This window comes from Desulfoscipio geothermicus DSM 3669 (assembly GCF_900115975.1).
GTDB classification, from domain to species: domain Bacteria; phylum Bacillota; class Desulfotomaculia; order Desulfotomaculales; family Desulfallaceae; genus Desulfoscipio; species Desulfoscipio geothermicus.
Genome location: NZ_FOYM01000036.1, coordinates 16,858 through 35,103 on the forward strand (window position 1 = coordinate 16,858; position 18,246 = coordinate 35,103).

An 18,246-nucleotide genomic window follows, 5' to 3' on the forward strand; every position below is an offset into this window, starting at 1 on the left:
GGTGTAAGGACTTCTTCATCCGGGCTTGATACAACAATGTATCGTTTAACATTAATTTAAAACTAAAACATGGTCAGGTACCGGTCAATTTCCCACTGGTGCACCTGCATGCGGAAGCTATTCCACTCCGTTTGCTTGGCTTCGGTTAACTTCTCATAAATATGATCTCCAAGCGCACCTCGCACAACCTCATCTTTAGCCAGTTCGGCAAATGCTTCCTGCAAGCTGGCAGGCAAAGAGCCAATACCGAGTTCCTTAAGTTCAGCGTCCGTCATTTGGTAGATATTCCTATCGCAAGCCGGTGGCGGCTCTATCTGGTTATTAATGCCGTCAAGTCCTGCGGTCAAGCATGCAGCCAGGGCCAGATAGGGGTTGCAGGAGGGGTCCGGGTTGCGGAGTTCAACCCGGGTGCTCTGTCCCCGCTTGGCGGGTATACGAATCAGCGGGCTGCGGTTGCGACCGCTCCAGGCCAGATAAACCGGCGCTTCGTAACCGGGAACAAGCCGTTTATACGAGTTTACGGTGGGGTTGGTAATAGCCGCCAAAGCGCGGGCATGTTTCAGCAGTCCACCGATATAATAGTAAGCTTCCTTACTAAGCTGCATAGGGCCATTCTCATCATAGAATGCGTTGCTATTACCTTTAAACAATGACTGGTTGGTGTGCATGCCACTACCATTGATGCCAAAAACCGGCTTTGGCATGAAGGTGGCATGCAGACCGTGCTGCTGGGCAATGGTTCGCACCACGAATTTAAAGGTCATTATTTTATCGGCTGTGTCCAGAGCGTCCGAATATTTAAAGTCTATTTCATGCTGGCCGGGCGCCACTTCGTGGTGGGAAGCTTCAATTTCAAACCCCATTTCTTCCAAAGTTAAAACTATATCCCTGCGGGCCTGTTCCCCCAGATCCACCGGTGAAAGATCAAAATACCCGGCCTGGTCGTGGGTTTTTAGAGTCGGCTTCTCATCTTCATCCAGGCAAAACAGGAAAAATTCCAACTCCGGGCCAACATGCATGGTATAACCCAGTTCCGCTGCCTTGGCCAGCGCACGCTTTAAAGTCAACCTGGGGCAACCTTCAAAGGGCGTGCCGTCAGGGTTATAAATATCGCACATTAACCTCGCCACCCCACCGTCCCGGGGCCGCCACGGGAACACCACAAAGGTATCGGGGTCGGGTCGCAGGTACATATCAGACTCCTCGATTCTCGTAAAACCATATATTGAGGAACCGTCAAACATCAACTCCCCGTCCAGGGCCTTTTCCAGTTGATCAACGGTGATGGCTACGTTTTTCATCACCCCCAGCAAGTCGGTAAACTGCAAGCGAATAAACTTAACACCTTCTTCCCTGGCCCGGGCTATCACATCCCTTTTATCCATGGCCAAACCACCTTTCATTAAATAAATGATTATTTACAACAAATTAATCCGGCAAAAGGCCCGCTCCTGAACCTTTTGCCGGCTTCTTCGCCGATTACCAGACACCGTTGTCGGTAAAATTAAAAACCCGCAAACAGATTTCGTTTAAACCTGTTTGCGGGCATCATTGCCTTTAATACAACGTTGTATTAGTCAATATTAAATTAGCTATATACATTATAGCAAACCACACAAAAAAATCAATAGGCATTTTTCACTTTTGAATTATTTTTTATGAACCAATTTTCATGAAGCAAACATTCGCAACCGGGCTGCTTTGTCATTTAATCTTCTCTGGTGGGCCTGGGCGTGCTGGCGGACGTGCCCAAGGTAATGGTGTACGAGCTGGCCAAGTACATCAACCGGGAAAAGGAAATCATCCCCCGCAGCGTGATCACCAAATCCCCTCGGCGGAACTGAAGCCGGGTCAAAAAGACGAAGACAGCCTACCCCCCTACCCGGTCTTGGATCAAATCCTCCGGGCTTGCATGGAAGACATCAAATCCATAGCCGCTATGGGGTACAGCAGAAAGCGAGTCGCAACCCGGAAATTAACACGAAACCCCCAATGCAGACTTTTTCAGGGGGAACTAACTACGTTGATCAATTCCTTGGCTATACGAAACGCTTCCGGCCGAGAGGCATATAACCCCAAGCGATTTAAATCTGTTAAATTTATCTAAATTTTTATTGACAAAAAATAATAACTTGCAATATAATTTGACCGAAACACCCAATAAATACACTGGTGTATCAATAAAGCAAAGAAGCTGTCTGATACCGTTTTTCAGACAGCTTTGTTTTTTTATTTTGCATTTAGAAGGTGATTCTTTCATGGCAATGGCAGAAATAATTTACGGCGCAATCCTATCCGTAGCGGTAGGCTATTTTACTTATCGCTTTGTTAAAAACAGATTCTTTTATTACATGAATAACCTAAATAAAGAAATATCCGACTGGCAACAGGTTACATTACCTCCTACCGAGCGAAGCGAATCAACGAGAATTTTTCCCATTGGCGACAAAGTCTTTGAATTAATAAACAAAGCCAGAATTTTGACCCAGGAGATACATCTAACCTCCCAGCAAGTGCGAGCCGCCTCCAACCAGGTGGAAGCATCAGCCCGTTCAGCCATGGACATTGATACGGCCATTGACCGTATGCAAAACACAGCTGCCGGAATGCAACAGACCAGTATAGCATTGGAACAGGACTTTGATGCCAGTCAATCAGCTACACAGGAAATAGACACCGCCATAAAACAAATCCAAGATTCGGTCAGTAAAATATCCGACAACACCAACACATTAAAAAACCAAACCACCACATTACAAACCGCTGTTGATCAAGTAAAGTTAATTGCGCAAAACATCAATGAAATTTCCGATCAAACCAAGCTATTGGCCTTAAACGCCGCCATTGAGGCAGCCCGGGCCGGGGAACACGGCAAAGGGTTCACGGTGGTAGCCGAGGAAATCGGCAAATTGTCCGATCGCACCGCCGCCGCGGTGCAGCAGGCTTTTGGCATATTGGAAGACATGAAAGGCAACGTTGGCATGGTGATTAACAATATAACGGAAAGTATTAATTCTTCCAGTACAGCCACCGGACAAGTGAAACATATCGAAACTGTATTAACCCACAGCTTCGATTTAATTCAACGAGCAAACAACACCGCCCGGGAGACCTTTTACGAGGTTAACGGCAGCCTGCAGCAAATGGCTGCCACATTACAGTCCTGTCGCAAAGAACTGGAACCAATTATCCATACGGGCACACTTATGCAAAGCCTGTCCGATAAATTGGAGCAAACCGCAAAGCAAAACCGGATTCATTACGTGCTGGAAGCCCAGGTTACATCACAGGTGGAAACTATAAAATCTTTATTGGCCCGGGCCTCCGAAAAAGACTGCATTGCCACTCTTGATACCGCCCAGCATAAGGAAACACTGACACGGTTAAAAAAGGAAAACCCCGGCATTGAGGCCATTTGGTCCAACGATGCAACGGGCCATTTTTTGTACTCCGAGCCACCTGCCGCCCTGGCTAACGGCAAAGTGCGGGAATGGTGGCAAAGGGCCGTTGCAGGTGAAATATTTGTTTCTCCCGTTTACATATCCGCCATCACCAGACAGCCCTGCCTGACAGTATCAGTCCCCATTATTCGTGACGGCATAGTATGCGGTGTTTTGGGCGCCGATTTAAGAGCTTTAAACTAAACACTGGTTCTTGGCAAAATGTTAATGTGATATAACCTACCAAAACTGTTATTTGGTTGGGCTTCTTGCTTATTGCCTAAAATTAGTGCCATATGGCAAACATTTATTGACATATCATGGCAGCTACTTCCATTACTTTGCCGCTATTATTGCTGATTGTGATACTTTCACGGATTCAGGTATATATTAACCCACCACAGTATAACCGGCTTCTTCCACAGCTTTGGCCAGTTGGCCGCGATCGGCGGAACCGGAGACCACCACTTCCTTTTGGGCCAGGTCAACCTGCACACTTTCCACACCGCTAATATTCCGGAGGGCCTTTTCCACGGCCATCTTGCAGTGGTTGCAACTCATACCCTCAACCTTGAGTACAGTTTGAGCCAATACCTTCACCTCCCTATTATTATAAATACCTTTTTTCATTACATTTATACCAGTTCAATATATTAAGATATTATCATATATTTTCGCTTTATACAATAAAATTCCCCTCTCTTTAGAAGTATTGGTGTCAATGGATTTAATTTGTTAACATCGCTTATCAAAACATGGCTTTGTTTTTTAGTAATGCTTAATAAATCCTTTCCCGCCCGGGGATATTATTTTGTGGAGGTGTTGATATGAGACGGCGTATCCGCAACATTAAACCACCGGGATCAAGAAACGGGTTAAAAAAGTATCAAGCCAAGTCCGCAAAAATTAAAGATCCCCACGGCCAAACCGCCCCACCGGAACCCGGCAGCGGCGTTATTACCGGGATGGAAGAAGATTAACCGCAGGCTAAAGGCGCTGCGGTTATTACATATGCCATCCACTGCCATCCGCCGTTAAACGTTTACATTTAACAAATAATAGTATAAGTATAAGAACTTCTCACAGGAGGCGTTAGTATGTCCGGAAATGAACTTACCGAAGTGGATGTTTACAAAATTGCACTGACCAATGAATTACGGGGCGCATCTTTTTATTCATCCATGGCTGCTAAAAGCCGGGACCAGAGAACCAAGGATATTTTTCATAAACTGGCGGAAGAAGAAAAAGAACACCATAAACTGTTCCAGAACATGCTTGAACTGGCGGAAAAAAAACCGGCCAACAAGCCGCTGAACCGGGGAACCGCTTCATACTTAAAAACCCTGGTGCAAAATAATGTTTTCCCGGTGGATATAGAAGGGTTAGCCCGGAAAACCAGCCCCGAACAGGCTCTGGTCATGGGTATCCAGGCCGAGAAAGATTCTATTTTGCTTTACCAGGAACTTTATTCTTACACTGACAATGAAAACGTTAAAGATATGTTAAGCAAACTGTTACAGGAAGAAAAAATACACCTGGTGGAATTACGGGAGCAGTACGAAGAAATGCAAAACCTTTTATGATCCAAACACTATATTTGCTGTTACTCTTCAACAATATTTGTTTCCGAGAATGCTTGGACTATCGCTTCGTCCACCTGCTTCATAATGTCGGGCCTGGCATACAACAGCCGGGCAACACCTTCAAAGGTAAGGTCGGGGTCGTCTTCGGCCAAAAGCGCCCACACAACCGTGATGAAAGCGTGGATATTCAGTTTTTTTAATTCTTGCACCGCAATTTCCAGGGAACCATACTTATCGTTAATGCGCTCAATGGTTTCGCCGGTAACCTGAAAATTCCGCTCCCTGTCCAATGTTACTACAGCCACCTGAATACCTCCTCAATTAATAAAGCTCAAAATATATAATATCCGTAATCCGGCTGCCATTTACAGGCAACATCATTTATCATTATACACTATTGCCGTTTTACCGACAAAAAAGTGCTGAATCTTTTTAAACAAACGACTCAGCACTTGATATTGTTGCATTACATGCTAATTATAAAGTAATGCTTGCTAACTTACCGGACAGTTAACGGGTTGCTTACCGGCATACCGACACCCTCGGCGCCATGCGCGGCACTGTCCCCGACCCTTTTTAACGAACCGGCCGCCAACCCTGTGTAAGCCGTGATGCCGTGCTCGTTAAGATCAAGACCTTCCATTTCTTCCTGCGGGGAAACACGCACGCCCATGGTAGCCTTGAGCAATAAAAATACCAGGTAGGTTACGCCAAAGGCCCACAGAGACACGCTGGCCGCCCCCAGCGCCTGCACCAGCAATTGATGCGCTCCACCGCCAAAGAACAGTCCCCCTTCCCGGGCAAACAGCCCCACGGCCAATACGCCCCAGGTACCCCCGACACCGTGCACGGCAATGGCCCCCACCGGGTCATCAGCCTTGATGCGGTCAAAGAATTCAACGGCCAGTACCACCAACACCCCGGCCACCAGGCCGATGATCACGGCGCTTCCGGGGCCGACAAAGGCAGTGCCCGCGGTGATGGCCGCCAGGCCGGCCAGGGCCCCGTTGGCCGCCATACTGGGGTCGGCCTTGCCATAACGGCGCATGGTGAACAATATACCGGCAGTGCCGCCCGCCGCCGCAGCAAGGTTGGTGGTCAGAGCAATACGGGCAATATTCAAATCCAGGCCGGAAAGTGAACTGCCCGGGTTGAAACCGAACCAACCAAACCAGAGGATAAACGTACCCAAAAAGGCCAGGTGCATATTATGGGCGGGGAGCACATTGACGCTACCGTCTTCATTATACTTGCCGGATCGGGGACCTAACACCAGCACCGCAGCCAGGGCAGCCCAACCGCCCACTGCATGCACGGCCGCCGAACCGGCAAAATCCAGCATACCCAGTTCGCCCAGCCAACCCCCGGCGCCCCAAATCCAGTGGCCCGCCACCGGGTACATAAAGGCCGTGCAAGTCAGGGTAAAAATAATATAAGAACTGAACTTCATCCGTTCCGCCACGGCACCGGAAATAATGGACGCCACCACCATGGCAAAGGCCGCCTGGAAAATCCAGAAGGCGGGGATAGGTATACGCAAGTCAATGTGTTCCAGGCTGCCGCCCAGAAAAAACCCGCTACCTCCGAAAAGACCGGCTACATCCATACCGTACATGATACCGAATCCAACGGCCCAAAACCCCAGCATCCCCACGGTGGTGTCGGTAAACACCTTCATCACTATATTCAATGAATTTTTGGCCCTGATGAATCCCGCTTCCAGAAAAGCAAATCCCGCTTCCATGAACAGCACCAGCGCGGCGCACAACAGTACCCACACCGTGTCGATACCCGCCGCCAATTCTTTTATGCCCAGTTCCATATATTTACACCCCTTTAATTATCTTAGTAAAAAACAAAACAAGGGCGCCCGCGGTTTCAACCGCCGTGAGCACCCTTGCCCTGTACCCCAACCCTGGGATATGCAATTGTTATAACCTATATGGCGTCTTCATCCTTTTCCCCGGTACGAATGCGGACGGCGCTTTCCAACTGACAAATGAAAATTTTACCGTCCCCCACCTCTCCGGTGCGGGCAACCTCAATTATGATGCGCACCACGTCGTCCACCCACCGGTCCTCGGTGACAATTTCCAGCTTTACTTTAGGCAGCAAGTTGATACTGTATTTATGTCCGCGATACACACCCAACCAACCGCCCTGCAGCCCGCAACCAAACACCTGGTTTACCGTCATGCCGTGAATGCCGTAGCGTGAAAGCGCTTCCTTGACATCTTCCAGCCTGGCGGGGCGAATTATGGCTTCAATTTTTTTCATGCAGGTAAACCTCCAATAAAAAAGCCCTAATCCGCACACCACACGGCATAAGGGCCCTCTTTGGCCAATAACTTGATACATCTTCGTATCACTTGTTATATTATATACGGTTCAGTCCCATATAGCAAGTAGTTTCCATATTGTGAAAAAGGGGACAGGCTGCTTTTTCTGGTTATAAATACCAGAAAACGTGGCCTGTCCCCTTTTTCCTTTTGGCTAGGCATGGGGGTTATCGTACGCTCTTATCAATATGTCCGCCAACTCGCTGATCAGGGGCATGCGGGGGTTGGCCGTGGTGGCCTGGTCCACAAAAGCCTTTTCGGCCAGTTCCGGCACCTTTTGTTTGAATATAGCCGCATCCACCCCGCATTCCGCGATGGTGGCCGGAACGCCTACATCAGCCCGTAATCTTTCCACCGCCGCTATCAAATTGTTGACCCCCTCTTCCACCGTTGCCGCCGGCAGACCCAGAAACGCCGCCATCTGCCGGTATTTTTCCGGTGCCTCGAAGTATTCGTACTGCGGGAAAGCGGCAAACTTGCTGGGCAGGCCGGCATTGTACCGAATCACGTGGGGCAACAGGATGGCGTTGGCCCGGCCGTGCGGAATGTGAAACTCGCCGCCCAACTTGTGGGCCAGGCTGTGGCAAACCCCCAAAAAAGCGTTGGTAAAAGCCATGCCGGCAATACAGGAAGCGTTATGCATTTTGCTGCGGGCTTCATAGTTATCCTGCCCCCCGTAACTTTCAGGCAGGTACTTGAATACCAGTTCCGTGGCTTTTTGCGACATGGCGTCCGTGTAATCCGAAGCCATCACCGAAACATATGCTTCCAGGGCGTGGGTTAAAACATCCAATCCGGTGTCCGCCGTTACTTTCGGCGGCAGGGTGCTGACAAAATCGGGGTCAATAATGGCCACGTCGGGCGTCAGTTCGTAGTCGGCCAGGGGATACTTAACGTCCTCGCCCCTGTGGGTGATCACCGCAAAGGCGCTGACCTCCGACCCCGTACCGCTGGTGGTGGGAATGGCCACCAGTTGGGCCTGCCGCCCCAGTTTGGGGTATTTGTAGGTGCGTTTGCGGATATCCAGAAACTTCAGGCGCAGGAAATCAAATTCCACTTCCGGGTGTTCATAAAACAACCACATGGCCTTGGCGGCATCTATGGGCGACCCCCCGCCCAGGGCGATAATGGTATCCGGGCGAAACTGCTTCATCACTTCAACGCCCTTTTGCACCGTTTCCACCGAGGGATCGGGTTCCACTTCGGAAAATATTTCAATGTTCACCGGGTTATTGCGCTTATTTAAATGATAAATCACCTTGTCCACAAAGCCCAGCTTGACAATCCCCGGGTCCGTAACAATCAGCGCCCGCTCCACGCCCTGTATTTTTTGCAGGTACTGGATGGACCCGGGGGCGAAGTAAATGCGCTCCGGCACCCGAAACCACTGCAGTTTTTCCCGTCGGCCGGTCACCCGCTTAATATTGATCAGGTTGTCCACGCTGACGTTGGAAGTGGTGGCGTTATGTCCCATGGAGCCGCACCCCAGGGTCAGCGAAGGCACGTTTACATTGTAGAGATCCCCGATAGCCCCGTGGGTGGCCGGTGCGTTGATGATTATGCGGCCGGCCCGCATCCGCCGGGAGAACAGGGCCACTACCTCTTTATCCTCCGAATGCAATACTGCGGAGTGCCCCAGGCCGCCAAAGCCGATCACCTCTTCACAAAGATTGATCCCCTCATGGTAATCGGCCACCTGGTAACAGGCCAGAATGGGGCTTAGTTTTTCCATGGACAGGGGGTGCTGGGGACCGACGCCCTGCTGGGGCGCCACCAGCACCTTGGTATCCTTCGGCACTTCAAAGCCCGCCATTCGGGCAATCTCATAGGCGGGCCGGCCCACAACAGCCGGATTCAGGCTGCAGTCCCCCCCCTTGACCGCCATGGACTCCAGTTTGGCCGTTTCTTCCTCATTCAAGAAATAACAGCCGTATTCCCGCATCAGCCCGGTAGCTTCCCGGTAAATATCCCGGTCAATGATCACGGACTGCTCCGAGGCGCAGATCATGCCGTTGTCGAAGGTCTTGCTTAAAATAAGGTCGGTTACCGCTCGCTTAATTTTAGCCGTTTTTTCAATATAACAGGGTACGTTGCCCGGCCCCACTCCCAGGGCGGGTTTGCCCGTGCTGTATGCAGCCCGCACCAGACCGGCGCCCCCCGTGGCCAGGATCAGATGCACCCCATCGTTGTGCATTAAATAACGGGTGGCCTCAATGGTTGATTCCTCGATCCAGCCAATGCAATCCTCCGGCGCCCCGGCGGCCACCGCCGCTTCCAGCATCACCCGGGCGGCCGCGGCGCTGCATTTTTGCGCCCCCGGGTGGAAGCTAAAGATCACCGGGTTGGCCGTTTTCAGGCAGATCAACGCTTTGAACATGGTGGTGGATGTGGGGTTGGTAACGGGTACTATGGCGGCGATCACCCCCACGGGCTCGGCCACCTCCATGAGGTCCTCCTCCTCATCCACCCTGATCACGCCCACGGTTTTCTTGTACTTGATGCTGTGGTACACCGATTCCGTGGCAAATATGTTCTTAATCATCTTATCTTCGTATACGCCCCGCCCGGTTTCCTCCACCGCCATCCGGGCCAGTTCCATGTGCTTGTCCAGACCGGCCAGGGCCATGGCCCGGACCACCTTGTCAATTTCCTCCTGCGACAGGCGCTGCAGCGCTACGCGCGCCCTTTCTGCTTTCTCCACCAGGCGGTCCACCATCAACTTGCGCTCGTCGCCTATATACTCCAGTTTCTGCTCGGTCACCGGTACGCTCCCCCTCCGTCAAAATATCCTGGTATCATCCACTTCCTCGCGGTCATTGTTCACCTGGTGGTGAAAGATGGCTTCCAGACTTTCGTCGTCATAACCACCGCCGGGGTCAACCTTAAGCTGGCTGACCACATTTTTAACCCCCCGGGCCTTTTCCGCAATCCCGATAGCCTCCTGCTCCTCTTCCGGGGTGTCCACCCGGCCCATGAGAAAAACCGTGCCGTCAACAGATTTGGCCCCCACATGACGCAGGCTGACCCGGGGATTGGCGTTCAGTTCTTCCATAACCTCATCGGTAACGGACTTGTCGTTTATGGCCCCGTCGGTGCTGACGGCCAGCCCCGGTTCCACCCTTTTAACCCCCGGCATTTTGACCAGGCTTTCTTTTAAACGACTTTGCTCAGCCAGGGTGTCAACAATACCGCTTACCTGCACCTCGCCGTCAATTACATTGGCTTTCAATCCGTAACCTTTTAAATCCTTATCATTATCCAGCATTTCCTGTACTTTGCGCTGCAGGTTGTTATCCTTTTCCGACACAAAGTCACCTCCAAAATATTATCCAAACCTTTTGTTTATTATTGCCGGGGCAATGCAGGTATATGATGCAACAAAACCTGTAAATATAAAAAACCGGGCTCACTCAAAAATCCGGCTCAGCCAACCTTATCCTCGCCCTGGCTGTCACATCCCCTTTCATATAAATCCATCACGTAACGGGTGGCCATATCATTGTCCCGCATAATCAGGCCAAAGGCAAAGGCGGTGAACAAATAACGTCGAAATGCCTCCACCAGGTCCTCGCAACCCATCTGGTTTTCCAGAAAAGGCAGAACGAAATAAGTGGCCAGTTGAGCAGTAAGCACATGCATCAAATTATCCACCCCGGGGTATTGTTCAATCACTTCCAGGATACTCGGTGCGTCCTTCAACATGGCAAAAAAATGCCGGGCCGAACTTTCATCAATTTCCCTGAAATGCACAGTTTAAACCTCCCTTCAGGATAATTCCCATCCTGTTACTAGATTTGCCATCCCCGGGGATTAGTAAACCCGGGCTATTTAATACTAAATGCTTGATATTCCCAGCAATTAACGGAATTTATAAGTAGTTTGGAGGAAATATAAAAAAAAGATGGAGGTGATCAGTTTGTTTAACCCCAAGGAAATGGATATTGTCAACAGGGAAGCATATGAAGAAGCGGCGCAGGATTATTTGCGCATCCAAATGGACCTTCAGGAACAGCACGGCGATGCCGCAGAATACCGGCACAGTTAATTTTACGGCCCGGCCAAAAGGAGCGGCAGGCTGCATAGCAATTTCCCCAAATATGAAAGACCACCCCGCGGGGTGGTCTTTCAACTTCAAGGATTTATCATTCGTTTTTCAGTCCGGTTTTTTCAGACATGCCCAGCTTAATACCCTTGTTGTTGCCGTGCCGGTGCGCGCTTTTCAGCTGGGCCTTCTGGGACTTTATTTCCCGGGCCCTCGGCGCGCCCACGGGACGGTGCAGGTCTTCCTGCAGTTCCGGTTCCCGGTAGCTGTAATCCGGGTGATAAGGTCTTTCAGTCAAGTAATTCCCCCCCTTTTCATTGCTGAAATTATGTGACGGTGCAGCAGTTTTAAATAGCCGGCTTACAAAGTATTAACCTATTTGTTTTTTTTCATAGGCGGTAATATTTAACTGGCCTCTTAGGAACCATTGCCAATTAAACATATTTTTAACCAATGGTTTGACTGGTTAGATACTTTATAATTTTTTTGTGCATTTAAAACGGCTTGAGGAGAAAGTTATGACATCAAAGAAAAAAAAGCTGCTATCTCTGGCCTTAACCTTCATTTTTTTCATGTTATTTAACGTCTCGGTTACAGCGTCTACTTTGAAAATGCCAGCAGCACAGCCGCCAAGCTCGAGGCAATCAACAAGTATAATTTAGGGGGCATTGCCCTCTAAAAACAGTGAACCGGATTTATTTACTGAAAACCATAGATCTATTTTTTGCAAGAAGTTAACATTTATACTTATAAAACAAGCCGCAAACATTGCAACAACTACACTTTCACTTCGTTGTTTTGATGATCAACAATAACATTTAATATTATCACCTTAATCTTTTGGTATAGCAGTGTTGGCTGAGGCTGCTTTAATCAGGTCGTGCATTGACATTTACTCTTAAATAACGGTGTAGAAACCATTCACCGTAGGTAGTTATTGCAGTAATTAATAGCGACTCAGGAACGGAAAGGCCGATCCCGACAAAAAATCTTACACCCGCCCATAATACAAGAGTGATGATTATTACATCTGCGGCGGTGGCCGCCAAGATGGTTACCCTCGGCAATAATATCAAATCAGCGGCGTATGTGAAAAAGGACATGGCCAATCCAATAATTATAGCTTGGAATATGCTAATGGCCGAGAATAGTGGCAAAAAGAGTGTGGCTACACCGGTAATAAACAATGTTTTTAGTACTATGACCGACAATGTCAGATTCAATATTTTCGCCCCCGTAGTTCTTTTGATAGTTATGGTAATTTTAATTAATTTTTCCCAAATTTATTATTCTTATTAATTGCTACCTTTAGATTTTAAAGATCTCAAAGCAAAAACCCAAATCTTCACTTTGAACCTAGTTGAGACCTGTTTTGATGAAAATGATGTGCAGTTGATTATCCCCTTATGTTGATATGAGACCGCAGTTTTGAGTCGCTGCAGTGATCAATAAGAAAGACGACTTATTGGGGGTTAGCCTCATATTCTAAATTAGTTCTTGGATTAGGCTCTTTTAATAAGTGATAATAAATATTTATTGTTTTTTGGATCATTTTTTGAGCATCAAATTTATCAGATACTCTTTGTCTGCCTCTGTTTCTAAGTTCATCTCTTATGCTGGGGCAATCAAGAAGGTAAGCAATTTTAGATGCTAGTTCTTTGTGGTTATCCGGTGGGACTAGAAATCCACATTCACCGTGTTTAATTATCTCTGGTACCCCTCCGACAGAGGTGGCCACAACGGGTAAGGAAAAGGCCATTGCTTCTAATATGGTAAGAGGTAAACCCTCTGTTATTGACGGTAGAACAAATATATCCATTGCGGCGTATGCCTGAGCGATATTGTCAACCACGCCAGTAAAAGTAAAGTAATCATCCATTGATGACAAACGTATTTCTTCTTCCAGTTTGTCCCTTAAGGGTCCATCACCAACTATTAAAAAGTGTATGTCATATTTATCAATAAGCTGTTCTGCAGCTTTTATTAGCACGGAAAGCCCCTTCTGAGGCGCCATTCTAGCCACAGTTCCAACTACGGTACGATTTGGGGGGATATTCCACTTTTCCTTAAAATTATATTGAATATTACATTTATTAAAATTGCTGAGAAGGATTCCATTATGTATTACTTTTATTTTAGATGGAGAGATTTTTTGTCTATATTTAATTTCTTCACATAAGGCATTGGAAACAGCTAAGATGCAATCGGTTGACCACGAAAGGACGTACTCTACAGCAGCTGCAATATTGTTTTTCCAGGCTGGCCAGTTTTCGTTAAAAATAGAGTTATGCACTGTATATACAGAGGGCACCCCTGCCCAAAGAGCTGCTGGCCTGGCAATGAGGGCTGCTTTAGCCCCGTGCGCGTGTGCCAGGTGAATACGTTCCTTACGCATGAAATTGCGAAGAATGTTAAATGAAGTGTAGTCTCTTTTTAAAGAAACTTCTCCAGCTAAAGGCAATGGCAATGTCTTTATATTTTCTGAAAGGAGTTTATCTTCTAGGGAGCTTTTTTGCGGACAAGCTACCGTAACATCAAATTCTTCCTTTAACCCGCTTACTAAAGTTATTATGTGCCTTCCTATACCGCCTTCCGTAGGCCTAACAATCTGCAGTAGCTTCGGTTTTGGGTTCATAATTGGCCCCCCATCATTGTAAAATCTAACAGGTGCAGACAATGGCAATTTGTTACCAGATCTATTGTTTACCATAATTTTAAAAAAATCCAAGTAATATATATCAACCGGCGGTCAACAAATAAACAGGGCACCCACTACTGTTACAGGCGCCCTGTTTTTATTATCATTTTTGAATGATTACGGGAGTGCCCACTCCGGCTTGTGATAATCATTATGCAGTATGGAAGCCATTTGAGGCCAGAAAAAAACCGCTCTCCTTCCGCCATTGAGGGTGAGTGGCTACACCTTGTTATTTCCCTTTTTTTGTACATACTATTACGCCGTTAAGGTAAACTATTCTAAACATCAATAAAAGGGGATGATACATTAATGAACGCACAATTATACCGGCAGCAACCGGGGCAAATAATGCCCGAACCACCCAACGTCAACAGCACCAAAGATCATCTATACCTCAAGGACGCTCTGTCCTGGCAACTTACCGCCATGAAAATGCTGCGCCATGGCGCAGATAACTGCAACGACCCGGAAATCAGGGAGTTCCTGCACAGGGCGGGCCAGATGCACCAAAAGCACTATCAGGTATTACTAAGCCACCTTAACCCAGCCAACGTAGCCAACCATTAAGGAGGTTTAAAAAAATGTACAACCAGCAATGGCAAAATTACAACCCGCAAAGCATGGCGCAAAATATGCAAAGTTATCAGTTCATGACGGGTCAGCAGGGCATGCAGGGCCAGCAGCAACAAAATACCATTAAAAACCTGCAGTCCGGCCTTTTACCCCAGGTCAAAGGACCGCAAATCAATGACCGGGATACCGTCAACTTCGCCCTGGCCCAAGAAAAATATATTACCGATAACCTTAATGTCTTTGCCAGGGAAGCCGGCCACAGGCTGTTGCACAATGACGTAATGAACATCCTGAATGAAACCCACGCCATGACCCGGGAACTTTTCGACCTGATGTTTCGAAAGGGCTGGTACACACTGGAAGCAGAACAACCGCAAAAACTGGCCCGGACCCACCAGCAATTTACCCAGTACAGCACCCAGTTTCCATATCCAATGCAGTAATAACCATAGGGGACAGGCACCTTTTTCAAAATGCGAAAAAAGAGCCAGTCCCTTTTTTCAGGCGATTTTTTTAAAAAACGAAAAATCAGCCTATCCCTGTCCCCCTTCCTTGACAAATCAATACATGAACTCCACCAGCTGTCTGACAGAATCTTCAAAAGTTAATTCATTGTCCAGTATAAACTTAGGGTTAATAACAGCCTGAATGGAAGCTATAAAGGCTGCCGTAAAAATCCAGACGTCGACGGCTAAATTTAGAAGTAACCGGTTAAGCAATTTTTTTCTTGAACTTCAAGACACTCAGTGTCAAAAGTACCAGCGAGAAAACCAGCAATGCAACCACCTGGCCGACCAAGTAAGGAAAACCGATGCCTTTTAATACTATACCCCTGATTAGGTGAACTATTAACACTGATATAGTTTACCTTGTTTGCATGGTAGCAACGTTACAAAGAAAATGCAATATACTTAATCCAAAAATAAAGGCAATTGCCAACCTTATATGTTAAAGGCCCGGCAATTGCCTGTAATACTGTGGTTTAGCCTTTTGAACAACCCTGCCCCGTGAATAGATAAAACCCTTTGCTATAGTTCCACTACACTTCCGGCGTTGTTGAAAAAGAACCGGTCACCGAATTCCCGCGCCAGCACCGATGCCGCCGGCAGCCCGGTGCAGTGGGAGACGCCGATTTTTTCCACGCCCATTTTACGCAGCGCGGCAATTGTTTCCCTGAGCTGTTGTTCCCCGGCGCGGATCAGGTGGGTGCCCCCCACCACGGCATGTATCTTTTCCGTACCGGTGATTTTTTGCGCGTGCAGCATGGTATTCACCATACCGCGGTGGGCGCAGCCCAGAACCACCACCAGCCCCTTGTCCGTCTTGACAATCAACGACTGGTCATCTGGCATGGTATCGGGTAAAAAACTGTCTCCGTCCCGAACGTACATGTTATCGTCCACCTTCTCAAATGAGGTGACCATGGGCACTTCCCCGGTGGTCACCACATAATCATTCAGCCACACCGGTTCCTTGGTAAATATGAAAGAAGCCCCCAGGCCCTCCAGTTCCTCGCGGCAAAAGGGCACCCCGACGTAACGGTAGCTCGTATCCTTACTTCCCGGTTGCGAAATACGAGCATATTTTCCACCCCACATCTCCGGGTGCGCGTAAATATCCACCTTTTTCCTCATCACCTGCAACAGCAAGCGCAGACCCCCGGTATGGTCCATGTGGCCGTGGCTGATGACTATTTTGCTTACTTTGCCCAGGTCAACACCGCCGGCCAGGGCATTGCGCATTATCGAATCGCTGAAACCGGCATCCAAAAGCACCGCCTCGCCGCCCGCTTCCACCAAAATACTCAAACCCCACTCGCCGGTAAAACCGATCTCCCCGGCGGCATTTTCACAAAGCGTAGTTAAGCGCACCTGCATGGCAAAACCTCCTGCTTTAGTTTTAATTTATTCCCAGCATCTTTTAATCAACATCAACATAAAGCCCGTAAAGGATAACCATATCAACCGCTGCGTGCGCGCTGACGGCCGCAACCAAACCAACCCGCTCGTAAAGAAAACCCAACCCCACACTTACCAGAAACATCAATAAACCGTACAAACTTGTCCGCCGGTTGCGGGGATTGAAATAGCCGTGCAGGCTGATAAACAACAGCGACGACCACCAGATGCCGATAAGCGGTTGAATACCGGCCCGGAAGAGTATTTCTTCACTCACGCCGGCGACCAGTGAAATAAAGAATATATCGAATACTGATAATTTCGGCTCTGTTATCACGTACTGAAAAAGTTTACGCAATTCCCGGAAAACAGGTTTTTTCAACAAAAACAAACTAAAAAAGCCTGCCGTCACCCCAAAAAGCAATCCTGGCAAAAGCTGCCGGTCTATAGCCTGGCCATGGGCAAATATGGAAAGAAAATGTATCTTTTGCAACAGGACTATGACAAACCAGGATAATACCAGGCACGCCGTCGCAAAAACGATACTGAGGGCAAGCAATGATTTGCGCGTCAGTTCAATAACGAATTTGCCTTTCATTGGTTACCTTTCCCATATCTAAATTACCTGTCAATTCTGGTATATAGATTAGCTTACCACAAAAATGTCTTCCCTGGATATCGTAATAGCACTGCATGAAGGGATCAGGTCAGGCAGAGTACGCCCCGGGCACATGGTAGTTGCAGCCGGCGCCGGAACAGGTTATACCTGGGGAGCAAATGTCTTCAAGTGGGGTAAATGCGAATAGGCCTTCCGGCAAGGAAGGCCTGCTTTTATTCAAGAGCGTATCATAATCAGCAGCATCTTAAACTTATCCACCGCACGCAGGGCATGGGGCTCATTGGCCGGCATGATTATCAGTTCACCCTTTTGCAGGCGATACCTTTCACCGGAAATTGTCACCTCCGCTTCGCCATCCAGGATATATACCAGAGCGTCAAAGGGCGCCGTGTGTTCGCTTAATCCCTGGCCCCGGCAAAAGCAAACAAGGTTACCGTGCCCACCTTCTTATCCACCAGGGTCTTGCTCACCACGGAGCCTTCCTGGTAGTCGATAAATCCGTTTAACTCAATTACCCGGGCCGTGAGTGTTGAGACGTTATTTTCCGCCATATTTCAACAACCTCCAAATTTTTAAAATTATTTTATTTCTTTCGTAAGATAATATTTTTAACCGGTATTGCAAAATTGCTGCAAATAAAATGCTGGAGGCCAGGTTAATGCAACTGTGTTTCAACGATAAATTAAAAGACTACGCCCCCGGCCTATAAAAGCCCGTAACAAATGTCATGGGTCTTTTCTTATAGAGTCTGTTCGAAAAGTTAAAACTTTAGGCAGCCATAAATAGGAAATGCACCGTCACTTGTCGAATTAGGTAGTAATTTACGAGAAAACTACCAATTACCAAGCGAGGTGCATACTTATGGCGAAGATGCAGTTGGATCTATTTCCAATGTCATATTATAACACACTTGGCTTTGATAGAGAACTCATTGACTATATTGATATTGTGGATGATTCAATTATTTATGATTTGGTTTTACCGTTATACAGGCAAGGCGGACGCAATCCACACAACCCGGTAACTATGTTCCGGGCTCATTACTTGTATTTTG

The 18,246-nt window shown here is 47.9% G+C and carries 22 protein-coding genes and 2 pseudogenes; 9 read left to right on the top strand and 15 right to left on the bottom strand.

The window, feature by feature from the left end; all coding sequences use genetic code 11:
- Positions 1–62: 62 nt before the first annotated feature.
- Positions 63–1,385, bottom strand: coding sequence for a type I glutamate--ammonia ligase (glnA, locus tag BM299_RS16600; protein ID WP_092487048.1), 1,323 nt, complete (start codon positions 1,383–1,385; stop codon positions 63–65).
- A 455-nt stretch (positions 1,386–1,840) separates the two neighbouring features.
- On the opposite strand from glnA, the gene BM299_RS20345 reads away from it, so the two are divergent.
- Together BM299_RS20345 and BM299_RS16610 are read left to right on the top strand one after the other, a co-directional pair.
- Positions 1,841–2,107 (top strand): hypothetical protein, encoded by a 267-nt coding sequence (locus tag BM299_RS20345; protein ID WP_342741340.1) that lies wholly within the window; start codon positions 1,841–1,843, stop codon positions 2,105–2,107.
- Positions 2,108–2,258: 151 nt separating this feature from the next.
- On the top strand, positions 2,259–3,644 hold the full coding sequence (locus BM299_RS16610; RefSeq protein WP_092487051.1) for a methyl-accepting chemotaxis protein: 1,386 nt from the start codon (positions 2,259–2,261) through the stop codon (positions 3,642–3,644).
- Between the two features lie 186 nt (positions 3,645–3,830).
- Here BM299_RS16610 and BM299_RS16615 read toward each other — a convergent pair whose 3' ends face one another.
- Positions 3,831–4,031: a CopZ family metallochaperone gene (locus tag BM299_RS16615; RefSeq protein ID WP_165608395.1), complete on the bottom strand. Its 201-nt coding sequence runs from the start codon at positions 4,029–4,031 to the stop codon at positions 3,831–3,833.
- 236 nt (positions 4,032–4,267) lie between these two features.
- On the opposite strand from BM299_RS16615, the gene BM299_RS19530 reads away from it, so the two are divergent.
- Together BM299_RS19530 and BM299_RS16620 are read left to right on the top strand one after the other, a co-directional pair.
- The gene (locus BM299_RS19530; RefSeq protein WP_165608396.1) at positions 4,268–4,420 is read left to right on the top strand and encodes a hypothetical protein; all 153 of its coding nucleotides are present in this window, start codon (positions 4,268–4,270) and stop codon (positions 4,418–4,420) included.
- Positions 4,421–4,537: 117 nt separating this feature from the next.
- Positions 4,538–5,023 (top strand): ferritin family protein, encoded by a 486-nt coding sequence (locus BM299_RS16620; protein WP_092487057.1) that lies wholly within the window; start codon positions 4,538–4,540, stop codon positions 5,021–5,023.
- 20 nt (positions 5,024–5,043) lie between these two features.
- Here the strand turns inward: BM299_RS16620 and BM299_RS16625 are convergent, their stop codons facing one another.
- The 6 genes from BM299_RS16625 to BM299_RS16650 form a co-directional block, all read right to left on the bottom strand.
- Positions 5,044–5,328 carry a hypothetical protein gene (locus BM299_RS16625; protein ID WP_092487060.1) on the bottom strand — a complete coding sequence of 95 codons (285 nt, stop codon included), beginning with the start codon at positions 5,326–5,328 and terminating at the stop codon, positions 5,044–5,046.
- Between the two features lie 194 nt (positions 5,329–5,522).
- Positions 5,523–6,845: an ammonium transporter gene (locus BM299_RS16630; protein ID WP_207545223.1), complete on the bottom strand. Its 1,323-nt coding sequence runs from the start codon at positions 6,843–6,845 to the stop codon at positions 5,523–5,525.
- 116 nt (positions 6,846–6,961) lie between these two features.
- The gene (locus BM299_RS16635; RefSeq protein WP_092487063.1) at positions 6,962–7,300 is read right to left on the bottom strand and encodes a P-II family nitrogen regulator; all 339 of its coding nucleotides are present in this window, start codon (positions 7,298–7,300) and stop codon (positions 6,962–6,964) included.
- Between the two features lie 216 nt (positions 7,301–7,516).
- Complete coding sequence (gene adhE / locus BM299_RS16640; protein WP_092487066.1) at positions 7,517–10,123, bottom strand: bifunctional acetaldehyde-CoA/alcohol dehydrogenase; 2,607 nt, start codon at positions 10,121–10,123, stop codon at positions 7,517–7,519.
- 18 nt (positions 10,124–10,141) lie between these two features.
- Positions 10,142–10,669: a BON domain-containing protein gene (locus BM299_RS16645; protein WP_245779832.1), complete on the bottom strand. Its 528-nt coding sequence runs from the start codon at positions 10,667–10,669 to the stop codon at positions 10,142–10,144.
- A 116-nt stretch (positions 10,670–10,785) separates the two neighbouring features.
- Complete coding sequence (locus tag BM299_RS16650; RefSeq protein WP_092487069.1) at positions 10,786–11,112, bottom strand: hypothetical protein; 327 nt, start codon at positions 11,110–11,112, stop codon at positions 10,786–10,788.
- A 166-nt stretch (positions 11,113–11,278) separates the two neighbouring features.
- On the opposite strand from BM299_RS16650, the gene BM299_RS20260 reads away from it, so the two are divergent.
- Complete coding sequence (locus BM299_RS20260) at positions 11,279–11,407, top strand: hypothetical protein (protein WP_281246388.1); 129 nt, start codon at positions 11,279–11,281, stop codon at positions 11,405–11,407.
- Positions 11,408–11,504: 97 nt separating this feature from the next.
- Here BM299_RS20260 and BM299_RS16655 read toward each other — a convergent pair whose 3' ends face one another.
- The 3 genes from BM299_RS16655 to BM299_RS16665 form a co-directional block, all read right to left on the bottom strand.
- Positions 11,505–11,702, bottom strand: a complete 198-nt coding sequence (locus BM299_RS16655; protein ID WP_092487072.1) for a hypothetical protein — start codon at positions 11,700–11,702, stop codon at positions 11,505–11,507.
- Positions 11,703–12,273: 571 nt separating this feature from the next.
- Positions 12,274–12,627, bottom strand: a complete 354-nt coding sequence (locus tag BM299_RS16660) for a DUF2512 family protein (RefSeq protein WP_165608397.1) — start codon at positions 12,625–12,627, stop codon at positions 12,274–12,276.
- Between the two features lie 239 nt (positions 12,628–12,866).
- Positions 12,867–14,039, bottom strand: a complete 1,173-nt coding sequence (locus tag BM299_RS16665; RefSeq protein ID WP_165608398.1) for a glycosyltransferase family 4 protein — start codon at positions 14,037–14,039, stop codon at positions 12,867–12,869.
- A gap of 372 nt (positions 14,040–14,411) precedes the next feature.
- On the opposite strand from BM299_RS16665, the gene BM299_RS16670 reads away from it, so the two are divergent.
- Both BM299_RS16670 and BM299_RS16675 read left to right on the top strand, forming a co-directional pair.
- Positions 14,412–14,669 carry a hypothetical protein gene (locus BM299_RS16670; protein ID WP_092487081.1) on the top strand — a complete coding sequence of 86 codons (258 nt, stop codon included), beginning with the start codon at positions 14,412–14,414 and terminating at the stop codon, positions 14,667–14,669.
- A gap of 14 nt (positions 14,670–14,683) precedes the next feature.
- Complete coding sequence (locus BM299_RS16675) at positions 14,684–15,118, top strand: spore coat protein (protein WP_245779833.1); 435 nt, start codon at positions 14,684–14,686, stop codon at positions 15,116–15,118.
- Between the two features lie 268 nt (positions 15,119–15,386).
- Here the strand turns inward: BM299_RS16675 and BM299_RS20090 are convergent.
- The 3 genes and pseudogenes from BM299_RS20090 to BM299_RS16685 all read right to left on the bottom strand — a co-directional run.
- Positions 15,387–15,515, bottom strand: a pseudogene (locus tag BM299_RS20090) (ABC transporter permease); the annotation flags it as partial.
- A gap of 188 nt (positions 15,516–15,703) precedes the next feature.
- A complete protein-coding gene (locus BM299_RS16680) occupies positions 15,704–16,552 on the bottom strand; it encodes an MBL fold metallo-hydrolase (protein WP_092487084.1) in 849 nt (282 codons plus the stop codon).
- A 43-nt stretch (positions 16,553–16,595) separates the two neighbouring features.
- A complete protein-coding gene (locus BM299_RS16685) occupies positions 16,596–17,171 on the bottom strand; it encodes a CPBP family intramembrane glutamic endopeptidase (RefSeq protein ID WP_092487087.1) in 576 nt (191 codons plus the stop codon).
- Positions 17,172–17,235: 64 nt separating this feature from the next.
- On the opposite strand from BM299_RS16685, the gene BM299_RS20505 reads away from it, so the two are divergent.
- Positions 17,236–17,379 carry a 3-oxoacyl-[acyl-carrier-protein] synthase III C-terminal domain-containing protein gene (locus BM299_RS20505; RefSeq protein WP_092487090.1) on the top strand — a complete coding sequence of 48 codons (144 nt, stop codon included), beginning with the start codon at positions 17,236–17,238 and terminating at the stop codon, positions 17,377–17,379.
- Between the two features lie 29 nt (positions 17,380–17,408).
- On the opposite strand, the pseudogene BM299_RS16695 reads toward BM299_RS20505, so the two are convergent.
- Positions 17,409–17,743: pseudogene (locus tag BM299_RS16695) on the bottom strand (cupin domain-containing protein).
- 310 nt (positions 17,744–18,053) lie between these two features.
- Here BM299_RS16695 and BM299_RS19745 point away from each other — a divergent pair.
- Positions 18,054–18,246: hypothetical protein (locus tag BM299_RS19745; protein ID WP_207545207.1), on the top strand; the 193-nt coding region annotated here is incomplete at its 3' end.